This is a genomic window from Aquabacter albus, from assembly GCF_040049275.1.
GTDB lineage: Bacteria > Pseudomonadota > Alphaproteobacteria > Rhizobiales > Xanthobacteraceae > Aquabacter.
In genome coordinates this window covers 514,278-529,741 of sequence record NZ_JBDZDT010000002.1, presented here as the reverse complement: position 1 = coordinate 529,741, position 15,464 = coordinate 514,278, and the positions used below count along the sequence as shown (strand labels likewise).

The following is a 15,464-nucleotide window of genomic DNA, read 5'->3' as shown; positions in this document are numbered from 1 at the left end:
GCCGGCGAAACGAGAACAGCAGCGCGGAGAAAACGCCATGGACAGCCAGAAGATCGCCCTCGTCACCGGCGCCGGCAGCGGCATCGGGCGTGCCGTCGCCCTTGCGCTCTGCGGGGCGGGCTATGCCGTGGCGCTGGCGGGGCGGCGCAAGGATGCGCTGGACGCAACCGCTGCGGCCGGGAATGGCGGCACCTTCCTCGCCGTGCCCACTGATGTCACCGACCCAGCCTCGGTGAAAGCTCTGTTCGAGGCGGTGAAGGCGCGCTTCGGCCGGCTCGATGTGCTGTTCAACAATGCCGGCACCGGCGCCCGCGCGGTGCCCATGTACGAGCTGTCCTATAATGAGTGGAAGAAGGTGGTGGACACCAACCTCACCGGCCCCTTCCTGTGCACCCAGGAAGCCATGCGCATCATGAAGGACCAGTCGCCGCGCGGCGGGCGCATCATCAATAACGGCTCCATCTCCGCCCACGCCCCCCGGCCCTATTCCGCCCCCTACACCTCCACCAAGCACGCCATCACCGGGCTCACCAAGTCCACCTCCCTGGACGGCCGCGCCTATGACATCGCCTGCGGGCAGATCGACATCGGCAATGCGGACACGGAGATGGCGCAGAGGATGAAGGCCGGCGTGCCCCAGGCGAACCTCTCCATCGAGATCGAGCCGGTGATGGACCCCAAGCACGTGGCCGATGCGGTGGTCTACATGGCGGGCCTGCCGCTGGACGCCAACGTGCAGTTCATGACGGTCATGGCCACGAAGATGCCCTTCGTCGGGCGCGGCTGACCCGCCAGGGAGGCGGTGGCCGGTACCACCGCCTCTTGATTTCCCGATCCAGACCGTGCTTCGCAGTGCGGCGCAGCCAGGCACGGAGAGACAATGATGCGCGAGCTTGTCCTTGAAGATTTCCCGCTCAAGACGTTCGACAAGCTGCGGTACGCCGACATGGACCGCCAGGGCCATGTGAACAACGCCGTCTTCTCCACCTTTCTCGAGACCGGGCGCGCCGAAATCCTCTACGCGCCCGACGATCCCATCGCCGAACCGGGTACGGCCTTCGTCATCGCGCGGCTGATGCTGGAGTTCCGCGCCGAGGTGAAATGGCCCGGCGAGGTGCAGATCGGCACCCGCGTCGCCGATCTCGGCCGCAGCTCCATCAAGCTCCACCAGGTGGTGTTCCAGAACGGCAAGCGCGCCGCCAATGCGGACACGGTGATCGTCATGGTGGACCTCGCCACCCGCAAGGCCCGCGCGCTGCCGGACGCGGCGATCGAGCGGCTGTCGGCGTTTCTGGTGCCGGAGGCGAAATAGGCCGCGCCAGCCTGTTCCGGCCGTCATGCCCGGGCTTGACGATGTTAGGTAGAGGAACGGCCGGGATGCGAGCACCGTGCCCCCTCTCCCGCTTGCGGGGGAGGGCTGGGGAGGGGGCCGGCGCTTGATCGCCGACGCCGCACCCGCCCACTCCTCGCTATTGCCCCCTCCCTAACCCTCCCCCGCAAGCGGGAGAGGGAATCAGGCTGCGCCCCTCGGAGAGAGGTGAAAACCCATCAGCCCAAGTCCTTGCCTCAAGGATGCAGATAGAGCGCCAGCCGCGCCGCCGCGTTCTTCAGATGGGCTTCCGCCGCCGCCCGCGCCTCGCCCGCATGGCCCTTGGCGATGGCGTCGAAGATGGCCTGGTGCTCCTGCTGCACCGCCTCGGTGAGGCCCTGGAGGCGCGCCGAATTGGAGCGGGCGGTGCGGATGAAGTTGCGCACCCGCCGGTCGAGGAAATCGGACAGGTCGCGGAAGAAGGGATTGTCCGTCGCCTCCACGATGGCGCGGTGGAAGGCCACGTCCTCGTCCACGCCGGGATCGCCCCGGTCGATGGCCACCTGCATGGCATCGAGCTGCGCCTGGATATGCTCCAGGTTCTCGGCCGTGCGGCGCACGGCGGCAAGCGCAGTGGCGTTCGCCTCCACCGCCATGAGAAGCTCGACGATGTTGCGGATCTCGTCCTTGTTGCTGAAATCGGCGATGTCGATGCGGAAGGTGGAGACCGCCCCCGGCTCGGCCACGAAGGCGCCGGCGCCCTGGCGGCTCAGCACCAGCCCGTCATGCTTCAGCCGCCCCACCGCCTCGCGCACGATGGGGCGCGAGACGCCGTAATTCTCCGCCATCTGCTGCTCGGTGGGCAGGCGCTCGCCGGCCTTCAGGCGCCCCGAGGAAATCTCCTCGCGCAAGCGCTGGGCGACCACCTCGGCGAGCGAGGGGCCACGACCGATAATGTCGTGCGCCGTGCCCATGCCTGCTCCCGCGCGTCGCGTCATCTTCACCTCATCGCGCCGAATCGGCGCGCCGCTCAGCTGGCAATATAAAGCCCGCCATTCACATGCACCGTCTCTCCGGTGACGAAACCGGCCCAGTCCGAGCACAGGAACGCCACCACCTTCGCCACTTCCTCCACTGTCCCCAGCCGCTTCATGGGGGTCATGTCGAGGAGGATGTCGCCCTTCAGCTTCATCAAAGGCTGCACCATGGGCGTATCGATGAGCCCCGGCGAGACGGCATTCACCCGCACCTTGGGCGCAAGCTCGATGGCCAGCGAGCGGGAGAAGCCGAGCACCGCGCTCTTCGCCGCCGCATAGTCCGCATGGCTGTGGCTGCCGCGATGGCCCGCCATGGAGGAGACGTTCACCATCGCCCCGCCCTCCGCCATGAGAGGGATGGCGGCGCGGCACGTATAGAACACGCCGTCGAGATTAACGGCGATGCCGGTGCGCCAATACTCATCGCTCATCTCCGCGACCCGCTTCTCGCGATAGAGGCCGGCGGAGGTGACGAGGAAATGGATGGCGCCGAATTTTTCCCGGGCCGCCGCCAGCGCCGCGTCAGCGTCGCCCGCCACGGCAGCGTCCTGGCGGAGGCCGAGCGTGCGCGCGCCGGAGGGGTCCAGCTCCCGCGCAAAGGCCGAGACGCCCTCCGCGTTCAGGTCGGTCAGCACGCAATTCGCGCCGAGATCGAAGAAGGTGCGGGCGATGGCGCGGGAGATGCCGCCGTTCGCGCCGGTGAGGAACAGGGTCTTGCCTTCGAAGTCGAACATGGCCTGCCTCACGTCATCAGCCAGCCGCCGGCCACGTCCACCACCTGGCCGGTGACGAATGAGGCCGCGTCAGACGTGAGGAAGAGGCAGGTCGAGGCCACATCCTCGGGCGAGCCGAGGCGCCGCAACGGAGTGGCGAGCCGCGCGGCCTCATTGGCCTCGGGCGCCGTGCCGCGCATGAGCGGCGTATCGATGCGCCCCGGCGCGATGGCGTTCACCGTGATGCCAAACGGCCCCAATTCGCCGGCCAGATGCTTGGTGAAGCCGATGAGCCCCGCTTTGGAGGCCGCATAATGCACCCCGACAATGTCGCAGAAGGTGCGCCCCGCCACTGATGTGGTGGAGACGATGCGCCCGCGCCCGAGATCCCGCATGCCGGGCGCCACCAGCCGCACGCAGTTGAAGGCGCCGGTGAGGTTCACGTCGATCACCCGGCGCCATTCGGCGGCGTCCATGTCCCAGGTGTCAGCGCGCCGGCCGTCCACGCCGCTCTTGGGCGAGATGCCGGCATTGCTCACCAAGATGTCGATGGGGCCGAGGGCGTCCGTCCCTTCCTCCACCGCCGCCGCCATGGCGGCGAAATCGGCCACATCCGCCGCAAGGCCCACCGCTTTCGCGCCGCGCTTTGCGGCATCTTCCGCCGCCGCGCGGGCAAGCTCGCGGTCATGGTCGAGATAGATCACCGCCGCGCCGGCATCCGCATGGGCGTCCGCCATGGCCCGACCGATGCCGCGTCCGGCACCGGTGACCAAGGCGACGCGGCCGGAATGGCTGCTCATCGGCCGGTCTCCAGCATGATCTTGCCGGAATGGGCGGAGGATTCCATCAGCGCATGGGCCTCGCGCGCGGCCTCCAGCGGGAAGGTGGCGTGGATGACGGGACGCACCTTGCCCGCATCCAGCAGGGGCCACACGTCACGACGCAGATGGTCGGCGATGGCCGCCTTCAGCGCCACCGAGCGGGCGCGCAGCGTCGAGCCGCAGAAGGTCAGGCGGCGCAGCATCACAGGCGCCAGATCGATGTCCACTCGGCTCGGCTGGAGGAAGGCGATCTGCACCAGGCGGCCTTCCAGCGCGAGCGAAGCGAAATTGCGCTGCACGTAGGGGCCGCCGACCATGTCGAGGATCACGTCCACGCCCCGGCCATTGGTGAGGCGCTTCACCTCCTCCACGAAATCCGCGTTGCGATAATCGATGGCCTCGTCGGCGCCCAGCGAGACGCAGAAGGCGCATTTTTCCGCCGAGCCGGCGGTGGCGTAGACGGTGGCGCCCGCCTGATGGGCGAGCTGGATGGCGGTGGAGCCGATGCCGCTGGACCCGCCATGGATCAGGATGGTCTCGCCCTTCGCCAGCCGCCCGCGGGTGAAGAGGTTGTCGTAGACGGTGTAGTAATTCTCCGGCAGCCCCGCCGCCTCCAGAAGCGAGAGGGGCTTGGGGATGGGAAGGCAGAGCGGCGCGTCGGCGAGGCAATATTCCGCATAGCCGCCGCTAATGACCAGGGCGCAGACCTCGTCCCCGAGCTTCGGCGAAGAGACCCCTTCGCCCACCGCCACCACGCGCCCTGCAATCTCAAGCCCCGGAATGTCGCTCGCCCCCGGAGGCGGGGGATAGCCGCCCGCGCGCTGCAGGCAGTCCGGCCGGTTCACGCCGGCGGCCACCACCTCCACCAGCACCTGCCCGGGGCCGGGCCTGGGCACCGGCGCGGTTTCCAGGCGGATCACCTCCGGGCCGCCGGAACCGGCGAAAATGACCTGGCGCATGGTGTCGGGAATGGCGGGCATGAATGTCTTCCTCCAGTGTCCGCGCCTGAAGAAGAAGCCGTCATCCCCGGACTTGATCCGGGGATCTCCCGCCGTTCGCCCACCTCCCTGAGATGGCCGGGTCGAGCCCGGCCATGACGCGCGAGAGGAGCCTTATAGCGAGGCAGTGGCGCTCTTCCCTTGGCACTTCGTTCTTATGGATAGCCCGAACGGGCGACCGCGAAATGATGGTCCGAGCCTAGCCATTTCCCACTTGTCAGGCAACTTGGTTATCTGCACAATCATACTCAAGACTGTCCTAAAGGGCGGCATGGCCGGGAACGGCATCTATGGGAGGAAGACAATGAGGAAGGTGGCACAAGCGGCGCTCGCCGCTGCTGTGATGTTTGGCGCTGCCTATATGGCGGCCCCCGCCAGCGCCCAGAATCTGAAATTCGGTGCGCTTTTCCCGTTCTCCGGCGGCCTCGCGCTGCTGGGCGACGAGAGCTTCCGGGGCCTCGAGATCGCCACCGAGGAGCGCAACGCGGCGGGCGGCATCAACGGCAAGCAGATCACCCTGGTGAAGGGCGATGCGGTCGATCCCAACCAGGCGGTGGGCGAGGCGCGGCGGCTCACCTCGGTGGAGAACGTCTCGGTCATTTTCGGCACCTATTCGTCCTCGCTCTCGCTGGCGGCGACGCAGGTGGCCGAGCTTGCCGGCGTCCCCTATTTCGAGATGGGCGCCATCTCCGATCCCATCACCGAGCGCGGCTTCAAATACGTCTTCCGCTCCAACGCCACGGCGAAGGACTTCTCCGTGCGCATGGTGGATTCGGTGATCGACGCCATCGCTCCCGCTTTGGGCAAGAAGCCGGAAGAGCTGAAGATCGGCATCGTCCACGAGGATTCGCTCTACGGCCAGACGCTCGCCGGCTTCCAGAAGGCCCGCGCCGCCGAGAAGAAGCTGAACGTGGTGGAGATCCTGCCCTATTCGGCCAAGTCCGTTGACCTCACCCCGGTCATCCTGCGCCTGAAGAGCGCCAATGTGGACGTGGTGCTCCAGACCTCCTACCAGAACGACACCGTGCTGTTCTTCCGCCAGATGAAGGACCAGGGCTTCAAGCCCAAGGCCGTGATCGGCGCCGGCGGCGGCTACTCGCTGCGCGATACCATGCAGGCCATCGGCGCGGAGAACATGGAAGGCGCGCTGGACGTCGACTTCACCCAGTACAAGACCAATCCCAAGGCCGCGCCGGGGATGGAAGACTTCGTGAAGAAGTACAAGGCCAAGTACAATATGGAGCCCCGCTCCGGCCACAGCCTCGCCAATTACATGGGCGCCAGGGTGTTCTTCGACGTGATCGCCTCCGCCAAGGACCTGAAGGCGGACACCATCCGCGCCGAAGTGATGAAGGTGGATATCCCGCTCGGCACCACGCCCACGGGCTGGGGCGCGAAGTTCAACGAGCAGGGCCAGAACACCCGCGCCGTCCCCTTCCTGATGCAGTGGCAGGGCGGCGAGCTGGTCACCGTGTTCCCGCCCGACGCGGCGGTCGCGAAGATGAAGATGGGCGTCGGTACGAACTGATCGCGCCTCGCCGCTTGCGCAACCTGCCCCCTCCCCCCTTGCGGGGGAGGGTTGGGGTGGGGGGTGATGCGGCCTCGGCCGGGGACGACGCCTCCAAGGCTGCTCTGACTGAGAGCGTTTCACCCCCCTCCCTGCCCTCCCCCGCAAGGGGGGGAGGGGAAATCGGCCGGGCCGGCTCTGAGCCTCGATACGACCCAGCCCTCCCCCGCAAGCGGGAGAGGGACTCTTCGCAGCTCCCGCACGGATAATCCGCGATGGACGTTTTCATCCAGCTCCTGATCAACGGCATCCTGCTCGGCAGCATGTACGCGATCATCAGCGTCGGCCTCACCCTCATCTTCGGCATCGTGCGGGTGGTGAACTTCGCCCATGGCGAGTTCCTCATGGTGGGCATGTACGCGGCCTACCTGCTCGCCATGAAGTTCGGCCTGCACCCCTATGCCGCCGCCGTGCCCGTCGTGCTGCTGCTGTTCGCCATGGGCGCCATCGTGCAGCGCTTCATCATCCAGCCGCTGCTCTCGGCGGATGAGCACATCCAGATCTTCGCCACCGTCGGCCTCTCCACCGCCTTGGTGAACCTCGCGCTGCTCCTGTTCGGCGCGGACCTCTATTCGGTGCCCCAGTCCGCCGTGCAGCATTCGGTGTTCGTGGGCGGCTATTCGCTGGTGATCGGCCAGATGGTCATGTTCGCCTGCGCCCTCGCCTTGGTGGCGGGCCTGCACTTCTTCATGCAGACGACGCCGCTCGGGCGCGCCATCCGCGCCACCGCGCAGAACCGAACCGCCGCCATGCTCATGGGGGTGCGGGTGGATCGCATCTATGTGATCGCCTTCGGCATGGGCGCCGCCTGTGTGGGGCTCGCCTCCGCCCTTGTCATGCCGCTCTATCCCGTGACGCCCACCATCGGCACATACTTCGTGCTCACCGCCTTCGTGGTGGTGGTGCTGGGCGGCATGCGCTCCATGTACGGCGCCTTCTTCGGCGCCATGATCATCGGCATCGTCGACAGCCTCTCCGGCTACTACATCGCGCCCGACCTCAAGGAAGTGGTCTATTTCGCGATCTTCATCGCCATCCTGATCTTCAAGCCCACGGGCCTGTTCGGCCTCGGCCGGGGCACGGAGTAGACCATGACCGCCAGAGCCACTCCGGCCCCCGCCGCAGCGCCCCGGCGGGCGGGCCTCCTCACCCGCCTCACCCATCCGCGCCTCTATTGCGCGCTGATCGCGCTCTCCCTGCTGCTGATCGTGCCCATCGCGTCGGGCTCGTCCTTCATGGTGCACGTCTTCGTCACCATCTGCGTGTTCGCGGCGCTCTCCACCGCCTGGAACATCGTCGGCGGCTATGCCGGCCAGCTCTCGCTGGGCCACACGGTGTTCTACGGCATCGGCGGCTACACCACCGCGCTGCTCATCGCCCATTTCGGGCTCACGCCCTGGCTCGGCATGATCGTCGGCGCGGCGCTCGCCGCTTTGGTGGGGCTTGCCATCGGCTATCCCTGCTTCCGGCTGCGCGGGCCGTTCTTCTCGCTCGCCACCATCGCCTTCCTGGAAGTGGTGCGCCTGCTCTCCATCCACTTCCACGGGGTCACCGGCGGCTCGGCGGGCCTCATCGTGCCGCTCAACCTCGGCTGGACCTGGATGATCTTCCGCGAAAAGATCAATTATCTCTACATCGCCTTCGGCCTGCTCTGCCTGACGCTCCTGGTCTCGTGGGCGATCCGCGGCTCGCGCCTCGGCTATTATCTCACCGCCGTGCGCGAGCGGGACAGCGCGGCGCAGGCGGCCGGCATCAACGACACGACGGTGAAGCTCATCGCCATCGCCATCTCGGCGGCGCTCACGGCCCTGGTCGGCGCGTTCCACGCCATGTACCTGACCTTCCTGGAGCCGGCGACCATGTTCTCGCTGGCGACCTCGGTGGAGATCGCCATGTTCGCCCTCATCGGCGGGCTCGGCACCGTGGCGGGGCCGCTGCTCGGCACGGTGCTGGTGGTGCCGCTGGCGGAGCTGGCGCGCGGCTGGCTCGGCGCCTCCGCCAACGGCCTCCACGGCTTCGTCTACGGCACGGTGCTGGTGCTCATCACCCTCACTCTTCCCGGTGGCCTTGTGGGCACGCTGGGGCGCCGCGTCACCTCCTGGATCGACGCCTTGCCCGGCGGCGCCCGCCCCGAGCCCCTCCCCGCCCCGGCGCTGTTCGAGATCACCGGCCCACCCGGCGAGCCGATCCTTGTGGCGAAGAACCTCGTGAAGAAATTCGGCGGCCTCACCGCGACCGACAATGTCTCGCTCACCCTGAAGCGCGGCGAGATCCTGGGCGTCATCGGCCCCAACGGGGCCGGCAAGACCACGGTGTTCAACCAGCTCTCCGGCGTGCTGAAGCCCAATGCCGGCACGGTCGCCGTCATCGGCCCGGACGGGGTGAGCCATTCGCCCTCCACGCCCGATGCCTTCGCCCGCCTCGGGGTGGGCCGCACATTCCAGATCGTCCAGCCCTTCGGCAAGCTCACCGTGCTGGAGAACATCATGATCGGCGCCTTCCTGCGCCATCATAAGGTGGAGGACGCCCGCGCGGCGGCGCTGCGCGTCGCCAAGCTGGTAGGCCTGGAAGAGATGAAGGACGCGGAGGCGGCGACGCTTCCCATCGGCGGCCTGAAGCGGCTGGAAGTCGCCCGCACGCTCGCCACCGAGCCTTCTGTCCTGCTGCTGGACGAGGTGATGGCGGGCCAGAGCCAGGCGGACACCGCCAAGATGGTCCAGCTCATCCGCGCCATCCGCGACACCGGCGTCTCGGTCATCGCCATCGAGCACAACATGCAAGCCATCATGAGCCTTTCGGACCGCATCATCGTCATCGATTCCGGCCGGGTGATCGCCGAGGGCGCGCCGCAGGATGTGGTGCGCGAGCGCCGCGTGATCGAAGCCTATCTCGGGGAGGACTACGTCGATGCTCAAGGTATCTGACGTCACCGCCGGATACGGCCAGACAGTCATCCTCCAGGACATCTCCATCGAGGTGGGCCAAGGCGAGGTGGTCACCATCATCGGCTCGAACGGTGCCGGCAAGACCACGCTGCTGCGCGCCATTTCCGGCCTCGTGAAGCCGAAGTCCGGCAGCATCACCTTCGACGGCCAGCGCATCGACAAGCTCGCCCCCGCAGACATCGTGGGCAGCGGCCTCGTCATGGTGCCGGAGGCGCGCCAGCTCTTCCCGGTCATGAGCGTGAAGGACAATGTCCTCATGGGCTGCTACCACCCGAAGGTGCGCGAAGGCTCCACCAAGCGGCTGGAGGAGGTGCTGGACATCTTCCCCCGCGTGCGCGAGCGCCTGGACCAGATGGCCGGCTCCCTCTCCGGCGGCGAGCAGCAGATGGTGGCCATCGCCCGCGGGCTCATGGCCGCCCCCAAGCTCCTGATGCTGGACGAGCCCTCTTTGGGCCTTGCCCCCCTCATCGTGCAGCAGATGTTCGATGTGCTCGACCGCATCTGCAAGATGGGCACGACGGTGCTGCTGGTGGAGCAGAAGGCGTTCCACGCGCTGAAGATCGCCGACCGCGCCTATGTGATCGAGAACGGCCAGATCGCGCTGGAGAATACCGGGCCCGGGCTGCTCGCCGACCCGCACGTGAAGACCGTGTATCTGGGAATTTGAGGACAAACGTCATGGCCGAGATTACCGGCACCACCCGCCTTTTCGGCATCCTCGCCGACCCCATCCACCATGTGCGCACGCCCCAGGCGATGAACGCCTTGGCGCACGAGCGGGGCTATGACGGGGTGCTCGTGCCGTTCCATGCCAGCCCTGAGGACCTTGCAGGCGTGGTGGCCGGCCTGCGCCTGCTGCGCAATCTCGGCGGCTTCATCGTCACCGTGCCCCACAAGACCGCCATGCTCGCGCTCTGCGACGAGGTAAGCGAGAACGCGCGCCGGATCGGCGCCGTGAACACCGTGCGGCGCGAGGCGGACGGGCGGCTCGTGGGCGAGATGCTGGACGGCCCCGGCTTCGTGGGCGGCCTCATCGCCAACGGCATCGCGCCGCGCGGAAAACGTGTCTATCTCGCCGGCGCGGGCGGCGCGGCCAGTGCCATCGCCTTTGCCTTCGCCGATGCCGGCGTCGCGCGCCTCACCCTCGCCAACCGCACCCGCGCCAAGGTGGAGGAGCTGAAGGCCCGCATCGCGGAAGCCTATCCCGCCGTTCCCGTGGAGATCGGCACGGACGATCCCTCCGGCCATGACATCGTGGTCAACGGCACCTCCCTCGGCCTGAAGGCGGGTGATGCCCTGCCCTTCGACGCAAGCCGCCTGACGCCGGATCAGATCGTCGCCGAAGTGATCATGCAGCCGGAGGAGACCGCCATCCTCGCCGCCGCAAAGGCGCTGGGGTGCCGCACCCATCCGGGGCGTCCCATGCTTCTCTCCCAGCTCGCCTTGATGGGCGATTTCATGGGGATGCGGCCATGACAGCGCCGGGCACCAGCCGCGCCCTTGCGGGCAAGACGGCGCTCATCACCGGCGGCGGCTCGGGCATCGGTCTCGCCATCGCCCGCGCCTTCTCGGCGGAGGGCGCGCGGCTTGTGCTGCTGGATACCGATCTTCCGGCGGCCGAGGCGGCGGCGCAATCGCTGGGCAAGGCCATCGCCATTCAAGGCAACGTCACCCAGCGCGCCGACGTGGCCCGCGCCTGCGATGCCGCGCTGGAAAAATTCGGCAGCCTCGACATCGTGCTCGCCAATGCTGGCGTCTCGCAGAACCAGCCCACCCTCGATGTGACCGACGCCGACTGGCAGCGCGTCATGGACATCAACTGCACCGGCGTCTTCCTGACCGCGCAGGAAGCCGGCCGCCGCATGATCGACCAGGGTGGCGGCGTCATCCTCATGATGGCCTCCATGTACGGCCTCGTCGCCGCGCCCGGCCGCCTCGGCTACTGCGTCTCCAAAGCTGGCGTCGTGATGATGGCCAAGGCGCTGGCCGTGGAATGGGCGGCCCACGGCGTCCGCGTGAACGCCATCGCGCCGGGCTATGTGGACACGCCCTTCCTCCAGGACCTCTTCGACCGCGGCCGCCTCGACCCCGCGAAGCTGAAGGGCCGCACGCCCATCGGCCGCCTCATCTCACCGGAAGAGGTGGCGCGCGCCGCCGTCTTCCTCGCCCGCGACGAGAGCGACGGCGTCACCGGCCACGTGCTGAGCGTGGACGGCGGCTGGACCGCCTACGGGTACATCTGAGCGCTGTGCGCTTCTGGAGAGATCACCATGCCGGACCGCACAGACCTCTTCGCCGCAGCGCCTTGGATCCAACTTCGCACCACGCAGGAGGATTGGGACACGGCCGACCCGAAACTGCTGGGCGAACTCCTCACCCAGATGAGCCTCATCCGCGCCTTCGAGGAGACGGTGCTGGAATTCGCCGGCGAAGGCCTCGTCCATGGCCCCGCCCATTCCTCCATCGGCCAGGAAGGCGGGGCGGCGGGCTCCATCGTCGGCCTGCGGCCCGGAGACCAGGTGAACGGCTCCCATCGCGGCCACCACCAGTTCCTCGCCAAGGCCCTCGCTTATGTGGCGCCGGGCATCGGCCCCAAGGCCGATTTCCCTGCGCCCGTGGAGCCCCTCCTCTACAGGTCGCTGGCCGAGATCTGCGGCCTGGAGCCCGGCTTCGGCCACGGGCGCGGCGGCTCCATGCATCTGCGCTGGGGCGAGGCGGGCGCCATCGGCACCAATGCCATCGTCGGCGGCGGCGTGCCGCTCGCGGCGGGCGCGGCCATGGCCCACAAGCTCGCCGGCACGGGGGACGTGGCGGTCACCTATTTCGGCGACGGCGCGGTGAATATCGGCGCCGTGCTGGAGACCATGAATCTCGCCGCCGCCTGGAACCTGCCGCTGCTCTTCTTCATCGAGAACAACGGCTATGCGGTCGCCACCACCGTGGAGGAGGCGACCCGCGACCCGCGCCTCTCCGGCCGCGGCCCCGGCTTCGGCATCCCCTCCTGGCGGGTGGACGGCATGGACCCCTTGGCGGTCCACCTCGCCATGCAGGAGGCGCTCGCCGAGATGCGCTCCGGGCGCGGCCCCGCTGTGATCGAGGCGGAGGTCTACCGCTATTTCCACCAGAACGGCCCGCTGCCCGGCTCCGCCTTCGGCTATCGCACCAAGGAGGAGGAGGCCGCGTGGCGCGCCCGCGATCCCATCGACCGCACGGGGCGCGCCATGATCGCGCGCGGGCTCCTCACGCAGGGCGAATTGGATGACCTGCGCCACCGCTGCCAGACGATCATGTCCGAGGTGGCGCAAAAGCTGGTGGAGCCGCTGGAGAACCGCCGCCGCATCAAGCCGGCTTTGTGGCCGGACACGGGCTATGTGGATGACGGCATCCGGGGCGATCTCTCCGAATTGAAGTCCGCCAAAGCCGCCGAGGCCGCGACCTTCTCCGGCGCCACCGTCGAGCGCAAATTCGTGGACGCCATCGCCGACGTGCTCCACCGCCGCTTCGAGACGGACGCGCGCATGGTCATCATGGGCGAGGACATCCACAAGCTGAAGGGCGGCACCAACGGCGCCACACGCGGCCTCGCCGCGGCGTTTCCCGGCCGCGTCTTCGGCACCCCCATCAGCGAGGGCGCGTTCGCGGGGCTCGCCGGCGGCCTCGCCATGGACGGGCGCTTCCGGCCCGTGGTGGAATTCATGTATCCAGACTTCATGTGGGTCGCCGCCGACCAGGTGTTCAACCAGATCGGCAAGGCGCGGCACATGTTCGGGGCCAATGTGGACGTGCCGCTCGTGCTGCGGACCAAAATCGCCATGGGCACCGGCTACGGCTCCCAGCATTCGCTGGACCCGGCGGGGATGTTCGCCACCTCCGCCGGCTGGCGCATCGTCGCGGCATCCACGCCGTTCGACTATGTGGGCCTCATGAACGCGGCCCTCGCCTGCAACGACCCCGTGCTGATGATCGAGCACGTGGACCTCTACCAGACCTCCGGCCCCATCCCCGAGGCCGACCTCGATTATGTCATCCCCCTGGGCAAGGCGCGGGTGGCGCGGCCGGGGCGGGAACTCACCGTCCTCACCTATTCCGCCATGGTCCATCGCTGCGTGGAGGCGGCGGAGCGCCTCGCCCTCGATGTGGAGGTCATCGACCTGCGCTCGCTCGACCGCGCCTCCCTGGACTGGGAGACCATCGGCGCCTCCATCATGAAGACCAACAACGTCCTCATCTGCGAGCAGGGCTCCTCCTCCACCGCCTACGGCATCTTCCTCGCCGACGAGATCCAGCGCCGCTACATGGACTGGCTCGACCAGCCGGTGCAGCGCGTCTCGGGCAAGGAAGCCTCGCCCACCATCTCCAAGGTGCTGGAGCGCGCCGCCTTCGCCGGCACGGAGGAAGTGGTGGCCGGCCTTGCCCTCGCCATGGCGGCGAAGGGCGCCCCCATCGCGGTGCCCGCCCCCTGATGGAAACGTTCGACTATATCATCGTGGGCGGCGGCACCGCCGGCTGCATCCTCGCCGCGCGCCTTACCGAGGATCCGCGCCGCACCGTCCTGCTGCTGGAGGCGGGAGGCAAGGATGACGGCTTCTGGATCTCCATCCCCGCCGGCTTCTCCAAGCTGCTCTCGGGCGATGCCTTCAACTGGCGCTTCACCACCGAGCCCGAGGAGAGCACGGGCAACCGCGCCATCGTGGTGCCGCGCGGCAAGGGGCTGGGCGGCTCCACCCTCATCAACGGCATGATCTATGTGCGCGGCCAGCCGCAGGATTTCGACGGCTGGGCGCAGCGGGGCGCCACCGGCTGGAGCTACGGGGAGGTGCTGCCCTACTTCAAGAAGCTGGAGACCTTCGACGCGCCCGACGCGGACCCGAACCTGCGCGGCACCTCCGGCCCCATGAACGTGACGCGGGTGGGCGAGCGCGCGCCTTTGGCGGAAGCCTTCATCGCCGCCGCGCAGCAGGCCGGCATTCCCGAGAATCCGGACTATAACGGCCTCGAGCAGGAAGGGGTCGGCTATTACCAGGTGAACCAGAAGCGCGGCCGGCGCTGGACCGTGGTGGACGCCTATCTGCGCCCGGCTCTCGGCCGTCCCAATCTGACGGTGGTCACCCACGCCCACGTCACCCGCCTGGAGATCGAGGGCCGACGCGCCACCGGCGTGCACTACCGGCGCGGCGGGCAGGATGTGACGGCGAAGGCGAAGGCGGAGGTCATCCTCACCGCCGGCGCCGTGCAGTCGCCCCAATTGCTCGAACTCTCAGGCATCGGCCATCCTGATGTGCTGACCCGCGCCGGCATCGTGGTGCGCCACGCGCTGCCCGGCGTCGGCAACAATTACCAGGACCATTTCGCCACCCGCATGAACTGGCGGGTGAGCCAACCCATCACGCTGAACGAGCAGAGCCGGGGCTGGCGGCTCGGCAAGGCGGTGGCGCAATACTACCTGACCCGCACCGGCATCCTGACGCTCGGCACCGGCCTCGCCTTCGGCTTCGTGAAGACCCGGCCGGAGCTAGAGACGCCCGACATCCAGTATTTCTTCATGCACGCCAGCTACGCCAACGCCGCCGACCGGGCGCTGGACCGCCTGCCCGGCATGACCATCGGCGTCGCGCAATTGCGCCCGCAATCGGTGGGTTCGATCCATGTGAAGTCGGCGGACCCGTTCGCCCAGCCCTCCATCCGCCCGAACTTCCTCGCCGTCCCGGAGGATTGCGACAGCCTCGTGGGGGGCATGCGCATCGCCCGGCGCATCATGGAGGCGCCGGCCATGGATCCATATCGGGCGTTCGAGATGAATCCCGGCCCCGACGTCAATGGCGACGATGAATGGCTCGATTTCGCGCGGCGCACCGGCCAGACCATCTATCACCCGGTCGGCACCTGCGCCATGGGCCAGGGTACCTCCGCCGTGGTGGACGCGCGCCTCCGGCTCCGCGGCATCCTCGGCCTGCGGGTGGTGGACGCGTCCGTGATGCCGACGCTGGTGTCGGCGAACACCCAGGCGGCGGTGATGATGATCGCGGAGAAAGCGGCGGACCTGATCGTGGCGGATGAGAAGGGGTAACTGCCGC

General features: G+C 68.2%; 14 protein-coding genes. 10 read left to right on the top strand and 4 right to left on the bottom strand.

Features of this window, described 5'->3' with window-relative positions:
* The first annotated feature begins 37 nt into the window (after window positions 1-37).
* Both ABLE91_RS05445 and ABLE91_RS05440 read left to right on the top strand, forming a co-directional pair.
* Window positions 38-787, top strand: coding sequence for an SDR family oxidoreductase (locus ABLE91_RS05445; RefSeq protein WP_348929125.1), 750 nt, complete (start codon window positions 38-40; stop codon window positions 785-787).
* Window positions 788-883: 96 nt separating this feature from the next.
* On the top strand, window positions 884-1,312 hold the full coding sequence (locus ABLE91_RS05440) for an acyl-CoA thioesterase (RefSeq protein WP_348929123.1): 429 nt from the start codon (window positions 884-886) through the stop codon (window positions 1,310-1,312).
* A 254-nt stretch (window positions 1,313-1,566) separates the two neighbouring features.
* On the opposite strand, the gene ABLE91_RS05435 is transcribed toward ABLE91_RS05440, so the two are convergent.
* From ABLE91_RS05435 to ABLE91_RS05420, 4 genes are read right to left on the bottom strand one after another with little or no spacing between them, the layout of a single operon-like run.
* Window positions 1,567-2,307 (bottom strand): FadR/GntR family transcriptional regulator, encoded by a 741-nt coding sequence (locus ABLE91_RS05435; protein WP_348929122.1) that lies wholly within the window; start codon window positions 2,305-2,307, stop codon window positions 1,567-1,569.
* A gap of 32 nt (window positions 2,308-2,339) precedes the next feature.
* Window positions 2,340-3,080: an SDR family NAD(P)-dependent oxidoreductase gene (locus tag ABLE91_RS05430; protein WP_348929120.1), complete on the bottom strand. Its 741-nt coding sequence runs from the start codon at window positions 3,078-3,080 to the stop codon at window positions 2,340-2,342.
* An 8-nt stretch (window positions 3,081-3,088) separates the two neighbouring features.
* On the bottom strand, window positions 3,089-3,859 hold the full coding sequence (locus ABLE91_RS05425) for an SDR family oxidoreductase (protein WP_348929118.1): 771 nt from the start codon (window positions 3,857-3,859) through the stop codon (window positions 3,089-3,091).
* Window positions 3,856-4,860 (bottom strand): NAD(P)H-quinone oxidoreductase, encoded by a 1,005-nt coding sequence (locus tag ABLE91_RS05420; protein ID WP_348929116.1) that lies wholly within the window; start codon window positions 4,858-4,860, stop codon window positions 3,856-3,858. Before ABLE91_RS05420 ends, ABLE91_RS05425 begins: the two co-directional genes overlap by 4 nt.
* A 322-nt stretch (window positions 4,861-5,182) precedes the next feature.
* Here ABLE91_RS05420 and ABLE91_RS05415 point away from each other — a divergent pair, with 322 nt between their 5' ends.
* From ABLE91_RS05415 to ABLE91_RS05380, 8 genes are all read left to right on the top strand, one after another.
* Window positions 5,183-6,406 (top strand): ABC transporter substrate-binding protein, encoded by a 1,224-nt coding sequence (locus ABLE91_RS05415; protein ID WP_348929114.1) that lies wholly within the window; start codon window positions 5,183-5,185, stop codon window positions 6,404-6,406.
* A 254-nt stretch (window positions 6,407-6,660) separates the two neighbouring features.
* Window positions 6,661-7,533: a branched-chain amino acid ABC transporter permease gene (locus tag ABLE91_RS05410; RefSeq protein WP_348929111.1), complete on the top strand. Its 873-nt coding sequence runs from the start codon at window positions 6,661-6,663 to the stop codon at window positions 7,531-7,533.
* A gap of 3 nt (window positions 7,534-7,536) precedes the next feature.
* Complete coding sequence (locus ABLE91_RS05405; RefSeq protein ID WP_348929110.1) at window positions 7,537-9,369, top strand: branched-chain amino acid ABC transporter ATP-binding protein/permease; 1,833 nt, start codon at window positions 7,537-7,539, stop codon at window positions 9,367-9,369.
* Window positions 9,353-10,057 (top strand): ABC transporter ATP-binding protein, encoded by a 705-nt coding sequence (locus ABLE91_RS05400; protein WP_348929108.1) that lies wholly within the window; start codon window positions 9,353-9,355, stop codon window positions 10,055-10,057. The genes ABLE91_RS05405 and ABLE91_RS05400 overlap by 17 nt, the downstream gene beginning before the upstream one ends.
* Window positions 10,058-10,068: 11 nt before the next feature.
* The gene (locus ABLE91_RS05395; protein ID WP_348929106.1) at window positions 10,069-10,866 is read left to right on the top strand and encodes a shikimate dehydrogenase family protein; all 798 of its coding nucleotides are present in this window, start codon (window positions 10,069-10,071) and stop codon (window positions 10,864-10,866) included.
* The gene (locus ABLE91_RS05390) at window positions 10,863-11,633 is read left to right on the top strand and encodes an SDR family NAD(P)-dependent oxidoreductase (RefSeq protein ID WP_348929103.1); all 771 of its coding nucleotides are present in this window, start codon (window positions 10,863-10,865) and stop codon (window positions 11,631-11,633) included. The genes ABLE91_RS05395 and ABLE91_RS05390 overlap by 4 nt, the downstream gene beginning before the upstream one ends.
* A 27-nt stretch (window positions 11,634-11,660) precedes the next feature.
* Complete coding sequence (locus tag ABLE91_RS05385) at window positions 11,661-13,853, top strand: alpha-ketoacid dehydrogenase subunit alpha/beta (RefSeq protein WP_348929101.1); 2,193 nt, start codon at window positions 11,661-11,663, stop codon at window positions 13,851-13,853.
* Window positions 13,853-15,457: a GMC family oxidoreductase gene (locus ABLE91_RS05380; protein ID WP_348929098.1), complete on the top strand. Its 1,605-nt coding sequence runs from the start codon at window positions 13,853-13,855 to the stop codon at window positions 15,455-15,457. The genes ABLE91_RS05385 and ABLE91_RS05380 overlap by 1 nt, the downstream gene beginning before the upstream one ends.
* Window positions 15,458-15,464 lie beyond the last annotated feature (7 nt).

Bases quoted from the DNA above. Each gene is read 5' to 3' on its own strand.
- ABLE91_RS05445 (WP_348929125.1), top strand. From the start codon at position 38: ATGGACAGCCAGAAGATCGCCCTCGTCACCGGCGCCGGCAGCGGCATC.
- ABLE91_RS05440 (WP_348929123.1), top strand. From the start codon at position 884: ATGCGCGAGCTTGTCCTTGAAGATTTCCCGCTCAAGACGTTCGACAAG.
- ABLE91_RS05435 (WP_348929122.1), bottom strand. From the start codon at position 2,307: ATGACGCGACGCGCGGGAGCAGGCATGGGCACGGCGCACGACATTATC.
- ABLE91_RS05430 (WP_348929120.1), bottom strand. From the start codon at position 3,080: ATGTTCGACTTCGAAGGCAAGACCCTGTTCCTCACCGGCGCGAACGGC.
- ABLE91_RS05425 (WP_348929118.1), bottom strand. From the start codon at position 3,859: ATGAGCAGCCATTCCGGCCGCGTCGCCTTGGTCACCGGTGCCGGACGC.
- ABLE91_RS05420 (WP_348929116.1), bottom strand. From the start codon at position 4,860: ATGCCCGCCATTCCCGACACCATGCGCCAGGTCATTTTCGCCGGTTCC.
- ABLE91_RS05415 (WP_348929114.1), top strand. From the start codon at position 5,183: ATGAGGAAGGTGGCACAAGCGGCGCTCGCCGCTGCTGTGATGTTTGGC.
- ABLE91_RS05410 (WP_348929111.1), top strand. From the start codon at position 6,661: ATGGACGTTTTCATCCAGCTCCTGATCAACGGCATCCTGCTCGGCAGC.
- ABLE91_RS05405 (WP_348929110.1), top strand. From the start codon at position 7,537: ATGACCGCCAGAGCCACTCCGGCCCCCGCCGCAGCGCCCCGGCGGGCG.
- ABLE91_RS05400 (WP_348929108.1), top strand. From the start codon at position 9,353: ATGCTCAAGGTATCTGACGTCACCGCCGGATACGGCCAGACAGTCATC.
- ABLE91_RS05395 (WP_348929106.1), top strand. From the start codon at position 10,069: ATGGCCGAGATTACCGGCACCACCCGCCTTTTCGGCATCCTCGCCGAC.
- ABLE91_RS05390 (WP_348929103.1), top strand. From the start codon at position 10,863: ATGACAGCGCCGGGCACCAGCCGCGCCCTTGCGGGCAAGACGGCGCTC.
- ABLE91_RS05385 (WP_348929101.1), top strand. From the start codon at position 11,661: ATGCCGGACCGCACAGACCTCTTCGCCGCAGCGCCTTGGATCCAACTT.
- ABLE91_RS05380 (WP_348929098.1), top strand. From the start codon at position 13,853: ATGGAAACGTTCGACTATATCATCGTGGGCGGCGGCACCGCCGGCTGC.